This window comes from Pseudoalteromonas luteoviolacea S2607 (assembly GCF_001625575.1).
In the GTDB taxonomy this organism is placed as follows: Bacteria; Pseudomonadota; Gammaproteobacteria; order Enterobacterales; family Alteromonadaceae; genus Pseudoalteromonas; species Pseudoalteromonas luteoviolacea_E.
In genome coordinates this window covers 99,102-113,146 of the sequence record NZ_AUXV01000034.1, presented here as the reverse complement: position 1 = coordinate 113,146, position 14,045 = coordinate 99,102, and the positions used below count along the sequence as shown (strand labels likewise).

The window sequence follows — 14,045 nt, the reverse complement described above, 5'->3', positions numbered from 1 at the left end:
ATTGTTCCCTTGTTTTATTCATTGTTGCAGTCATTATCTAAGTGTAGTGGCTTTTTTACCAGCTGCACTACTGTTGACACTTTTCACAAAGCCCATGAGCTTCGATAGTTTGTGCTTTAACTTTAAAGCCTTTTTCTGCTGATAAGTTATTCAATTCATGAGAAATTGCACCAGAATGCAGTTCTTGCACGTGTCCACAGCTATCACAGATCAGCAACTGAACTGGATGGATATGGTCAAAGTGGTGACACAGCATAAACGAGTTAGTGCTTTCAATTTTGTGGATGAAGCCAAGCTCAGCCAAAAAATCTAGCGCACGATATACAGTCGCTGGTTTAGCACTGGTCTCTGTTAATTTTAATTCTTCTAACAGGTCATAAGCACCTACGCCACCTTGTTTCGTCGCGAGCAATCGAAATACTTTTTCTCTAATCGGCGTAAACCGGGCTCCGCGGTTATCGCAGACCTGTTTCGCTTTACTAACAAGTAGTTCTATATTCATGTTCTAAATCCTTACACTACTTCCCAATACTAACATATTCATTTTAATAGTCTTGTATCGACAAGGATTTATTCTCAATATTCAATGGTTGGAGAGCATATTGCGTCAACCACGCTTCAAAATCAATTTTTGACATCGGTTTACCCAAAAAGTATCCTTGACCTAAATCACAATTCATGGCTGCCAAAGTGTCTAATTGTAGCTGGGTTTCGATACCTTCGGCGATCACTTTTATACCTAAATTATGAGACATAACAATGATAGCATTGACGAGTTGTTTCACCTGTTCGCTTGTATTCATATCAAAAATAAAGCTCTGATCAATTTTTAAAACGTCAAATGGGTATTGCCTCAAGTAGTTAAGCGATGAGTAGCCAGTCCCAAAGTCATCCATCGAAACCAGAATGCCCAGTTGGTGAAACTCAAATAGTGCATCTCTCACTAGTTCATCTCCGCTGAGTAACACCCCTTCGGTGATTTCTAGTTCTAGTAATTGTGTGTCTATTTTAAATTGATTGATTAAATGACTCACCGTATTTACGAGGTTGGGGTCTTTAAATTGCCGAGGCGATAAATTGACTGCAATTCGAAATGGGTTACTGAGCGTATTTTGTAAACTATTGATTTGCTTTATCGCTGTCTCTAATACAAATTGCCCGAGTTCAATGATGTATCCTGTTTGCTCTGCCAGAGGTATAAATTCTCCAGGAGAAATCCAGCCAAGTTCGGAGTCGTGCCAGCGTAATAGCGCTTCTGCACCTACAACGTACTGGCTAGACAAATCATATTGTGGTTGAAAATAGACTTCGAATTCATCATTAGCGAGCGCCAAACGCATTTTTTCTTCCAGCATGAGGCGTCGGTCTAAATCTTGACTCATGCTCTCTGTAAAAAATGAAAACGTATTGCGGCCCAGTTGCTTGGCGCTGTACATTGCTGAGTCAGCCTTTCTCAGTAGCTCATTAGGTGTGGTTGCATCATTTGGAAACACCGCAAGACCCAAACTTAACGAAATCGTAAAGGAGCGGTCATCGATTTCAAATGGAGAACGAAACAAGTGCACTAATTTCGTTGCAATTGCAGCAATGTGGTGTTGATCAGCGATATCTCCAAGCAAGACGATAAACTCATCACCACCGAGTCGCGCTACGGTGTCCTGCTTGCGCAATGCGTTTTTCAATATTTTGGCCGAATGTACTAATAGTTTGTCGCCAACTTCATGACCCATAGAGTCATTTACTTTTTTGAAGTCGTCTAAATCGATAAACCCAACGGCGATGAGTTGTTGGTTTCGCTTGGCTTCATGGATCATCTGTTGCAGCCTATCCAGCGCTAAGAACCGATTGGGCAACTTGGTTAAGGTATCGTAAAACGCATGATGTAATATCACCTCCTCTTGGCGTTTTTTGTCGGTAATGTCTCGCACTGCAACGACCAACTTGTTTGAGTCAGGGATCGCACTCAATCGTGCTTCGAAGTGCTTGCCTGCTGTCTCACCGTCGATACGGTATTCAATCTGTGTAAGCTGGCCACTTTGTTCCGTCGCTGATATCGCTTTGGTGAAGTGTTTTGCCGCATGTGTAGGCAAAACGTCAACCAGTTTTTGCCCTAAAAATGGGGCTTCTGGAATGTGCATTGTGCCATTGCTCCCATAATGACACTCTAAAACTTTGCCTGCTTTATCAACAATGAAAAAGATATCAGGGAGGGCTGAAAAAATACCTTCGAGCACGCTTTGTTTTTCTATTGCACTTTGTTGTGCTTGATTCTTTTGCTCGAAGCCTTGTTGCAATGTTCTGGAGGCATTGTGCAAATTATTGGCTAGGCGCTTCAGCTCGCCACTACCTGCAATATTGGTGTTGTGATTAAACTTGAAATCGCCCAATTTATCGCTAAGTTCCACCAGTACCGCAATGGGCTTGTGAATGAAGTAGTAACTGATTGCGATAGCAAGCAATGAAATGAGCAAAACCGAAGCGATCACTATCCAAACATTACGGTTGTAGTGCGTGTAAAGGCTGCTTACTTTTTCTGCGAGTGAGTATTTCGTCACGATCAGAAATGGTACGGTATTTGGCAGACTGTTTGAGTGGCCAGCGTGAGTGATTTTTCCATAACTCGTATAGACCTGCTGCTGTGAGTCAAAACGTTGAGTAAGCGGTGTTTCCTTCGATAGCCCAACAACGATATGAGATAACTGAGGGACCAACGCCAGTGCATTTTCCCCCACTTGATTCGCTGCCGAGCTATACAGTACTTTGAGTTGTTTGTCGGTGATGAGGATATATGAGAAGTGCTTATCAAACAAAGTTGCATTGATGGTTTCGTTGATGAGCACGTCTGAATGGGCGGCTTCAAGGCTGCCCATAGTGTGAATCAAAGTATCGGATAAGTAGGCACGCGTGTCTTCTAGTAAAAAGTCCTTTTTAACTTGAAAGCTAAATATGATTAAGGACAGCGCGAATATTGTTGCGCAGACAGTCGAAATTAAGGTCAGCCATAATTTTAGGTTTATTGAACGCGCTTTATCCATTATTAGTCCTTCAGCACCCAGTTCGTGAATGGCGGAATGTGTAATTACCGCTCAGTCCTTAGTCCTTTAGTTCGCTACAGCGAATAGTGCGTATTTACTCCTGTTGGAAAAACAACGCCAGTCAAATGTATATCAGGAGTGGTCTATGCTGACTTTTGCTGGCCACCTTCGAGCTAAGTATAGTTTAATTCGAAAGATTTGAATGACAGAATTTCTCTCGTTTACAGATAAGTAATTACAATATTGGGCGCCTGTTTCAAGAGCGAAAAAGTATAATTGAGGGATGTTTTACTATGTGACGTTACCGAGAAACGTCCGCTTATTACTTAAAAAGTATGAATCTTTGATATAGCGGCAAGGTTTAAAAAAGCCTTAACACGGCCCCTGTATAGTCATTGTTTAATAGCGTGCAATGATTATTGCCCAATGGGCGTGTTCCCGTTTATTTAAATATATGTAATGTGGAGTAATTTACCCTTATTAGTGAATTAGGTAGTGTTCATTTAGAAAACACGAGAATTCTTAGGAATTATTCGGCTCGAAAAATTAAGTCAATGTTAATTTTAAGTAATTTTGATTTATTTTTTTGTTTTGTGTGTTAGCATCATAGACACAGTATTTTTTTAAAAAAAGAATATTCAGTATTCTAGGTATTGTATTTAGTAGTCTAGCTGTCGTGCCTGCGTGAGTAGCATTTTCTTTTAATAAGCTTTCAATAAGTTATTGTTTAACAGTTCTTTTTGTTAGCTTTGGCGCAGTTGGCTAATGACCTTTTAAGCAAAGGGTTGGTTAGTCAGCCATGTTAATTTACGACGATAACCTATGTAATGGTGGCTTAATGAGGCCGTGCCTTTACCGGTGTGTTCGTTGTGAATTTTGAATTGATTATATTTATTCAATTTTATGGTTATAGCTAGGATTGCGATAGAGTACCTAATTGCGTAAATCTCCAACTTAGTACGTCGACCTAGCTCATAACTGAGAGATCACTTAATCACTCTTTTTTGCGGGCATGGCATGAAAACAGACTTGGTGACTGCTTTAGTTACATTGGCAAATACGCGTAGCGACGATACCGCTTTTCATTACTTCTTCTCTGACGACCACCCTAGTAAAACCCTTTCTTATCAACAATTAGATTATCGAGCGCGACAAATAGGTGCACAGCTCAGTCTTCATTTTGATAAAGGTGATAGAGCCCTATTGCTGTACAACTCTGGTTTTGAGTTTGTAGAAGCATTTTTTGCCTGTTTGTATGCTGGTGTGGTCGCCGTGCCAGTTTACCCTCCTAAGAAAAATCAAAATATCGCCCGACTGAGGAGTATTATTTTTGATGCTGGTGCTAAAGGTGTGTTAACCAGTGAAAAGGTAAACGCCATAGCGAGGCCTTTGTTTGAAGCTGAAGCAAGTCTTAATAACTTGGCGCTGTTTGCAACAGATACAATTAAAGAAGAGATCCCAACAAGTTGGCAGGTCGCTCAGCCACAAGCGCATGAGTTGGCTTTTTTACAATACACTTCTGGTTCCACTGGCGACCCAAAAGGTGTCATGGTGAGCCACGGCAATATTATCGACAATGAAGAGATGATGAAGGTTGCGTTTGGGCATGATGAATCAACGCCCATTGTTAGTTGGCTACCTCACTTCCATGATATGGGCCTTATTTTCGGTATTTTGCAGCCTGTTTATATTGGTGCTCCAGCTTGTTTAATGAACCCAACTTACTTTTTACAAAAGCCGCTACGTTGGCTCAAATTATTAAGTGAGTTTAAAGGAGTGACTTCCAGTGCCCCTAATTTTGCTTATGACTTATGCGTTTACTCTGTCACGGAAGAGCAATTAGCGGATTTAGATTTATCGCATTGGCGATCGGCATTAAATGGTGCTGAGCCTGTAAGGGCAAGCACTCTTGAGCGGTTTTATCAAAAGTTTCACCGCTGCGGCTTTCGACATGAAAACCTTGCGCCTTGCTATGGCATGGCTGAAACCACGCTGTTTGCCACAGGTGGTAATGTGCTCGAATCGCCAACCGTATTGTGCCTCGACAGTAAAGTGATGCTACAAAATCGCGCCGAGGTGAAAGCGCCGCCAGCGCATACCAAATTTATAAATGATGAAACTCATTATTATGCAGTCTCAAGTGGCCACAGTTGGCACAATCATACCGTTTCGATTGTTAACCCAGACACCAAACAACGTTGTTTAGACGGCGAAATTGGAGAAATTTGGATTAAAGGTGCGAGCGTTGCAAAGGGGTATTGGAATAAACCTGAACTGAGTAAAAATATTTTTGAGGCACATATTCATGATGATCACGATGGGCCTTATTTACGCACGGGCGATCTCGGGTTTTTGTATCAGCAGGAGCTGTTTGTAACTGGGCGTTCAAAAGATGTGCTGATATTTCGAGGTAAAAATTATTATCCGCAAGATATCGAATTGTCCGTCAGTGAAGCGGATGAAGCGCTTGACGCGAATGGAGGCGCGGCATTTTCAATAACGGTCGATGATGAAGAACGTTTGGTCATCGTGCAACAAGTTAAGCGCACTTCGGTGCGAAAACTCAATGCTGATGCAGTCTTCGCAAATATCACGGCTGCGGTGGTGGCACAGCATGGTATTACACCACACGACATTTTGTTAATTAAACCCGGCCGAGTATGCAAGACCTCAAGTGGAAAAATCCAACGCCAAGAAAATAGGCGGCAATATTTAGCAGCGCAATTTGAGCCATTAGCTAAATATCGCCCTAGCGGTGGTATCGACGCTAGCCAAACTTCGGCTGTGACGAGTGCACAGCAAGCACCGGTGATAGAGGTAAGCCAGTTACTGCAACAGATTATCGCGCTAGAAGTGGGTGTTGACGCGAGCGCATTGGATTTAGACGCATCTTTCCTATCATTGGGTGTTGACTCCATGAAAGCGGTGCGCATTTCGGGTGAGCTGATGGAATTACACGGTATTGAGCTCGAGTCCACCGTACTTTATGAATACCCAAGCATCACTCAGTTAGCTGAGTATTTATGCCAATTTGATGAAGTGTGTCAGGCCCTAGATAAATTAGAACGGCCGCAAAGCCGTGTACATTCGCAGCGCAATACGTGCGAAGAAGACCAAGCTAAAACAGATGTTTTATCTCAGAGGGTTGCGAACTCAAGAGGCGAAGACATTGCAGTAATTGGTATGGCATGCCGTTACCCAGAAGCGGAGAATACAGAGGCGTTATGGCAGTTATTGCGCTCAGGTGGTGATGCGATCTCCTTGCCAAGTGATGCGCGAAAGTCATTGGGCCGAGGCATCAATGGTGAAAGACTTGGTGGCTATTTAACCGATATTGATCAATTTGATCATGCACTTTTTGGAGTCGCACCTAGCGAGGCAAACCACATCGATCCGCAGCAGAGGTTACTGCTGGAAAATAGCTACCATGCAATTCAGTCGGCGGGTTATACACCAGCTATGCTGGCAGGGCAACGCATCGGCGTTTATGTGGGGATCTCTCAGAGCGATTACTTTTCACTTTGCCAAGAAACTGAAAAAAGTCATGCTTATCTAGGTACAGGCACTGCGCTCAGTATCGCGGCAAATCGACTCTCTTATTTTTATAACTTTACAGGTCCCAGCTTGGCCATTGATACGGCTTGCTCTTCGTCATTGGTTGCTTTGCATCACGCGATGCAAGCGATTCGGGCTGAGCAAATACCTTTGGCGATGGTGAGTGGTGTTAATCTGATCTTAAGTGATGATGTTAGCGCAGCCTGTAACAATGCGCAGATGCTGGCGCGAGACGGGCGATGTAAAACCTTTTCGGCTGATGCGAATGGCTATGTCAGGAGTGAAGGCGTAGGATGTGTGTTATTAAAACCATTGTCGCAAGCCTTGCAAGATAATGACGTTATTTACGGGGTGTTGAAAGGCAGCGCTGTAAATCAGGATGGTCGGAGTAATGGCATTACGGCACCAAATGGCCGAGCGCAACAAGATGTTATCCGTGCGGCATTGGACAACGCAGGTGTCTCACCTCATCAAGTGCAATACGTAGAAGCACATGGCACCGGCACTGAGCTTGGGGACCCCATTGAAGTATCGGCACTACAGCAGGTGTATGGAGATAAGCGTGAAGGAGAGGCGCTGAAAGTTGGTTCGGTGAAAGCAAATATTGGTCACCTAGAATCAGCAGCGGGGCTCGCAGGGTTAATAAAAACGCTACTGTGCTTTTCACATCAGCAAATACCACCTCAGCGCTATATTGACAAACTCAATCCCCATATTGCATGGGATAAATTTTCGATTAAAGTGCCGGATGCACTGGAGGCATGGCCAACATCATCGACTGACACCGCACTTGCAGGGCTCAGCTCATTTGGCTTTGGCGGAACAAATGCCCATGTAATATGTGCATCCGCACCTAGTTCAGCAAACCAGCCTACAAAGCTTCACCAAGATCCTCCTTTTTATGTTTTGCCACTCAGTGCAAAGTCTCCATACTCATTGGCAAAATTGGCGAGACGTTACGGCGATCGATTAGCAGCTGCAAATCCGCAAGAATTTAACACGCTGGTTTATCAAAGTGTTGAAAGCCCTTCTCTCAAAGGTGTAAAGCAAACCTTCTATGGCGCATGTAAAGAAGACCTGATCCAGCATTTGTATTCATTGCATGATCCGGCCAAGCTGGCGCAACACGCGCCAAACAATCAAGAAAAGACAGCCAATAGAGTGGTCTTTTTATTCACCGGTCAAGGCGCTCAATACCCTGATATGGGACGAGCGCTTTATGAAACGCAGCCAGTGTTTAAAGCGGCTGTGGATGAATGTGATGCATTGCTAAGTACGCACTTTGAAGCGCGTTTACTTAACGTGTTATATCAAGACCCAGAAGGGGACTTGATCAATCAAGCGCGATGGGCGCAGCTTTGCGTGTTTGCTGTAGAATACGCAATGGCTAAGCTATGGATAAGTTTTGGTCTCGAACCAGATATGTTGGTCAGTCACAGTGTGGGTGAGTATGCTGCTGCATGTATTGCTGGCGTAATGTCATTGCCTGATTGCCTTAAACTGCTTGGTGCACGTGCTGAGTTGATGCAGCAATTACCCGCACACGGGAAAATGATTGCGGCACGATGCTCGCGTGAACTGGCTCAGGAGCTTGTTACTCCACATAGCAATGAAGCCGCGGTTTCTGCATATCACGGAGAGGCGGGGGTTGTTTTTTCTGGTAGTGACGATGCGATGGCTGAAATAGGCCAAAAGCTTGAACAAAAAGACATTCGTTTTAAAGCGCTAAATACGGCCCGAGCGTTCCACTCACCGCTCATGAAACCTGTGTTGTCTCAGTTTTCAAAAGCCGCACAGAACACGACATTTAAAGCGCCAAAATACACTTTCATTTCCTCCCAAACGGGTGTGGCTGAAAGCGCTGCATTAACTCAGCCCAATTATTGGGTTGAGCAAATTGTGCAACCAGTGAAATTTGATGCTTGTATTGATGAACTTGGTAAATTGACGCGCTTTATTGCCCTAGAAGTAGGGCCAAAACCTGTCCTCAGCACCCTCATTCAGGAGAATTTGCCTCGTGCGGACGCAGAGTACTTAAGTGTATTTAACTCAATTGGTAATGATTGTGAAAGGTTAGCTGCTGACGTAGCGAGTATTTGTGAAGCAGGGCGCAAACTACAATGGTCACAAATCTATCCGGCATTACAAAACACGGTATTGCCTAAAGTAGCGCTACCACCGTATCCATTTGAGCCGACTCGACACTGGATCACCACGTCGAAGGCGTCACAACTTGCACCGGCACCTGTTGCCCTCTCCAATGAACAAGTGGATGATGTGCAAAGAAGCGCAGCGATTCGGGAGTTTGTACTTAACACGTTGGCCAGTGAATTGGCGATGCCCGCAGCGCAGATAGATACAAGTTTGCCACTGCTCGAAATGGGCGTTGACTCATTGATGATCATGCGCGCAGTTCGCACTTATGAAAAGCAGTTTCACCTTGAGTTTAGCGTGCGACAATTCTATGAGGAGTTGAGCTGTGTTGACTTGCTTGTCGAGCACGTAATTTTACACAGTGATTACCTCAAAAATGCACCTACTGCGCCCTCACCAGAAGACGTAAAAGATTTCGACGACACAGCCATTACAGAACCACATGCGCCAGTGGGTGATAAACACGCATTGATCGCGTCAATCTGCCAAGCCCAGTTGCAAGCAGCTGCGTCAATTACTCATGAAATTGCTAAGCAAAGCGTTGAAGCGGTCACGGCGCAGCAGTTACGTTGGTTAAACGCCGACACTGCAAGCCTCGATGAGGAAAGTCTTCCTCAGCAGCTAAAACCGTTAGCGGATCCCCCTGCGGTTGCTAGCCAGCCCGCTCAAACTATTCTACCTGGATTTGGACAAAAGCAACTCAAACCTGTTGCAAGCTCCCCACAGGTTCAAGCGCATGCCGTTAGCCTAGGTGAAGCATATTGCCAAAAAACAGCGAGTTCTAAGCAGCTGGTGGCGGCACATCGCACTCATCTTGCTGATTGCCGAGCCTCAGCAGGGTTTCGTTTGTCGAGCAAAGAAATGCTCTATCCCATTTTTGCAAAACGCTGTGAAGGAGCGCGGATCTGGGACATTGATGACAATGAATATATAGATATCACTATGGATTTTGGCGTTAACTTGTTTGGCCACAAGCCTGAATTTGTCAACGCCGCTTTGATTGATCAATTGGACAATGGCATGCAATTGGGACTAGCGAGTCCAGTAGCGTGTGAAGTGGCTGAGCTTGTGTCTGAATTGACTGGATTGGCGCGTGTTACTTTTTGCAACTCAGGTACAGAAGCCGTGATGACGGCTGTACGTCTGGCAAGAAACAAGACTAAGCGAGATCGCATTGTACAGTTTTCTGGTGCTTATCACGGCCACTATGACGGTACATTAGCTACTCCAACGCCTGATGGCACGGGTGTTGAAGCGATGTGCTCGGGTATTCAATCTGGTGCAATTAACCGAAACTTGGTGCTAGAGTATGGCGAGCAGTCTGCTCTAAATCAGATCCACGAGCATGCAGATACCATTGCTGCTGTATTGGTAGAGCCTGTACAAAGTCGTCATCCTGCACTGCAACCGTTTGAGTTTTTGAAACAGTTACGGGCATTGACGAAAGAGTTGGGTATAGCACTTATCTTTGATGAGATGATCACCGGGTTTCGTGCTCATCCTGGCGGTGTGCAAGCATTGCTGGGGATCCAAGCTGACATGGCCACGTACGGGAAAATCGTGGGTGGCGGCTTACCTATTGGCGTGGTTGCGGGCAGTGCTGAGTATCTTGATGGCATTGATGGTGGTGATTGGCAATATGGTGATAACTCATACCCTCAAGCTGATACAACATTCTTTGCGGGTACGTTCTGCAAGCACCCACTGAGCATGGTGAGTGCAGCTGCCGTACTAAGAGAAATCAAGCGCCAAGGGCCCCAGTTACAGGAACAGCTTTCACAAAAAACCAGTTATCTGCAAAGCACTTTAAATGCGTTTTTTGAACGCAATGGCATTCCAATGCGGATTGAAGCATTCTCGTCACTGTTTCGATTTACATTCGCGCAAAACCTAGATGTATTCTTTTATGAATTACTTAATCGCGGGATATTCATTTGGGAGGGGCGCAATTGCTTTATAAGTGCCGCCCATAGTCAGAAAGACATCAAAACCATTATTGATGCGGTGCAAGCTAGTGCGCTTGCGCTTAAAGATGCTGGCTATTTTTCACAGGAGCAGGTTAATGAGTGTGGAACTTCCCCTATTGGAACCTCATTTTCACTCACACAAGCCCAGCAGCAATTATTAGCGCTGGCATTGCGATCACCACAGGGCGCGCTCGCTTATCATTTACAAGCCAGTATTCAGCTCAATGGTAAGGTGCAATTGGATAAGCTTCATCACGCCATTGACGAAGTGGTCGGCGAGTATTCGATATTGAGTATGGGTGTTGATATTGATGCGTTAACACACATACAGCGCAAAGCACCACAGTTAACAGTGCAAACGTTGGAGGTGACATCCACATCAGGCTTGGTTGACCCGAATAAGGAGCTGGCAGAGTGGCGTTATCGGCCTTTTAATTTTGAGCAAGATACCTTATGCCGTTTTGTATTGTTATGTACTGATGAAGCACATTACCTGAGCATTGTGGCCCATCATATTGTGTGCGATGGAATTTCACTGCAGCTCATTATTGAGCGTATAGCAGCGCATTATAATGAGGATGCTCGACGCTTTGAGCGTTCCCCCCAATATTCCGACTACGTAGCAGCACTTGAGCAGTATCGGCAGTCTGAGCAATATCGTAAAGATGAGCACTACTGGCTAGAGAATTTAGCTCACTGCGATGCGCTCTGTTTGCCCATGCGGCAATCACCTATCCAACAGCAAAGCTTTGAAGTACAACAATTGAAGTTACCTATTTCTGGTGCAGCGATAGAAAACGTAATGGCATTGGCGAAAGCACAAGGCTGTGGGTTATTTGCAACTTTATTGGCGGGGTATGTGGTGTGGCTGCATAAGCTGAGTCAGCAATCTGTTATCGCGGTCAATGTGCCGGTATCTGCACGTCAGTTATTGGCGAAGCAATTTGATGCCGAGTTGTTAGATCAACAGTTGGTTGGCTATTGTACGAATATGATTGCAGTCGTAGTTTCTTTGTCAGCGCAAAGTACGTTTGCCGACGTGGTGAAGCAAGTTCAATCGCAAATGTTAAACGGGCTAGATCACGCAAATTACCCATATTCAGCATTGACTGAGCAAGATGTTATTTTACCCAGTACGGTGTTCAACTTAGACCGCATGTCCCAACTTCCCCAGTTTGCAGAGTCAACGGTGAGCATGGTGAATAATGAGGTGCGCTTCGGTCACTTTGATTTGAACTGTAATATCTTAAATGTGCATGATAGCTGGTTACTCGAGCTGGACTTTAATTGTCAGAAATATGATGCCGCCATGATGCAATCATATGGACAAGCGTGGGTGAGGTTACTGGCGACAATGACGCCGCATATAACCTTGTCAGATAAGGCCTGTGCCATGCTCAGCGATGCTGAGCAAAAGGTATTAGTGTCAGAACAAATTGCTAAGGTACAACAGGGTCAACCAGCTACCTTGTTGCTAGAGGGGTTTGCAGAGCAAGTCGCCATGATGCCAAATCGCATCGCTGTGCGAGATGCTAAAGCGCAGCTGTCTTATGAAGCGCTAGACAAGCGCTCGAATCAATTAGCGCATTATTTAATTCAACAGGGCATTGATAGGCAGTGCCTAGTGGCAGTCGCAATGACACGCAGTTGCGAGTTACTGGTGACATTACTAGCGGTATTAAAAACGGGTGCCGCTTATTTACCACTAGATTTAACATTTCCTCAAGCGCGAGTCAGAGACATTCTTACGGACTCGCAAACTCACCTCGTTTTATGCGATGAACAGTGTAGTGACATACAGAGCATGCTTGAGAGTTGTTGCCACTGCGTCAATCTCGATCGGGAATCTGAGTCTGTTTGGGCATGCAACACAATTGAACCAAGTCGCAGTATAGAGCCTCATCAACGGGCGTATGTTATTTATACCTCAGGCTCAAGTGGTCGGCCAAAAGGCGTTGAAATTGGGCATGATGCATTGGCAAATTTTCTCTATTCGATGGGCAAAGTGCCGGGTATGCAAGCCGCTGATCGCTTACTCGCGGTGACGACTATTGCATTTGATATTGCCGCTTTGGAATTGTATTTACCGCTTATGTGCGGGGCATTTGTATATATAGCCGATGAAGTTGCGTGTAGTGACCCTCTAGCAATCGCTGAATTACTAGAGCGTGAGCAGATCAGCATGATGCAGGCAACACCAACCTTGTGGAAAGTACTGATTCAGGCGTCGCCGAATTGTATTAGGGAATTAAAAGTATTGAGTGGTGGCGAACCTCTGGAGCAAAGTCTCGCAAGCACCATACTGCATCGCGGTGGGCAGTTATTTAATATGTATGGCCCAACCGAAACGACGATTTGGTCAAGCGTTGAACACATCTCGGATGCCAGTGATATTTGTATTGGCGAAGGCATAGATAACACGGCGTTATTGGTGATGCCAGAGCATGCGCAGAGCGACAGTTTGCCATTACCTATCGGCGTATGGGGAGAGCTTTGGATAGGGGGAGCGGGATTAGCAAAAGGCTATCTAAACCGCTCGGATCTGACTCAGCGTAGTTTCATCAATTTTGACTTATTAGGCACATCAACAAGGCTGTACAAAAGCGGTGATAGAGCGCGGCGCTTGCCCGATGGACGCTTTGAGCTGCAAGGGCGCTTAGATAATCAGGTCAAATTGCATGGGCACCGTATCGAGCTGGCTGAAGTGGAACATCAGATAAGAAAATTGCTCGATAATGACGATGTACGTGTATTGGTCAAGCGTGACAGTACGGGTAAGGAATCTCTCTGCGCATATTGCTTAGCGCATGGTGAGCTCAAGGTGCAGTGGAGCTATAGTGCAATTCGTCAACACTTATTGATGAAGTTACCAAGCTATATGGTGCCCGAATATGTGAGTTGGCTACCAGAGTGGCCATTGACCCCCAACGGCAAATTAGACCTAAAAGCGTTGGTGTTACCGCAGGTAGAAGCTACCTCAAGTGAGATATTCCATGCACCTAGTACGCCTATCGAACATCAACTTCAGACCTTTTTTATCGAGTTGCTCCCAGTACAGACATTAAGCACAGACATTAGCTTTTTTAACTGTGGCGGAAATTCGGTATTGGCTATGCAGTTGATATCCAGAGTGAATAGATACTTTTCAGTAAGGTGCACAGTGGCGGATGTATTTGCGCACCCGAGTATTCAAGCTTTGGCCAGACGAATAAGTACGTGTGGTGACACTGAGGTGTCTGGCAAAGCGCAAGTGGAAATTGTTAGTGACATAGTTAGTGGCCGTGATATCAGCGCCGCTTTTGATGATCAATCCATGACAGAGATGGACTTGTAA

Annotated in this window: 3 protein-coding genes; 1 reads left to right on the top strand and 2 read right to left on the bottom strand. The window is 45.0% G+C overall.

Annotated elements, in window-relative coordinates:
• Nucleotides 1-67: 67 nt before the first annotated feature.
• The gene (zur, locus tag N480_RS15480; protein WP_063373379.1) at nt 68-502 is read right to left on the bottom strand and encodes a zinc uptake transcriptional repressor Zur; all 435 of its coding nucleotides are present in this window, start codon (nt 500-502) and stop codon (nt 68-70) included.
• Between the two features lie 43 nt (nt 503-545).
• Nucleotides 546-3,035, bottom strand: coding sequence for an EAL domain-containing protein (locus tag N480_RS15475; RefSeq protein WP_081231895.1), 2,490 nt, complete (start codon nt 3,033-3,035; stop codon nt 546-548).
• Between the two features lie 1,017 nt (nt 3,036-4,052).
• On the opposite strand from N480_RS15475, the gene N480_RS15470 reads away from it, so the two are divergent.
• On the top strand, nt 4,053-14,045 hold the full coding sequence (locus tag N480_RS15470) for a hybrid non-ribosomal peptide synthetase/type I polyketide synthase (RefSeq protein ID WP_063373377.1): 9,993 nt from the start codon (nt 4,053-4,055) through the stop codon (nt 14,043-14,045).

What these genes read in the sequence shown, in the direction of transcription:
- N480_RS15475 (WP_081231895.1), bottom strand. Translation starts at nt 3,035, where the DNA reads ATGGATAAAGCGCGTTCAATAAACCTAAAATTATGGCTGACCTTAATT.
- zur (WP_063373379.1), bottom strand. Translation starts at nt 502, where the DNA reads ATGAATATAGAACTACTTGTTAGTAAAGCGAAACAGGTCTGCGATAAC.
- N480_RS15470 (WP_063373377.1), top strand. Translation starts at nt 4,053, where the DNA reads ATGAAAACAGACTTGGTGACTGCTTTAGTTACATTGGCAAATACGCGT.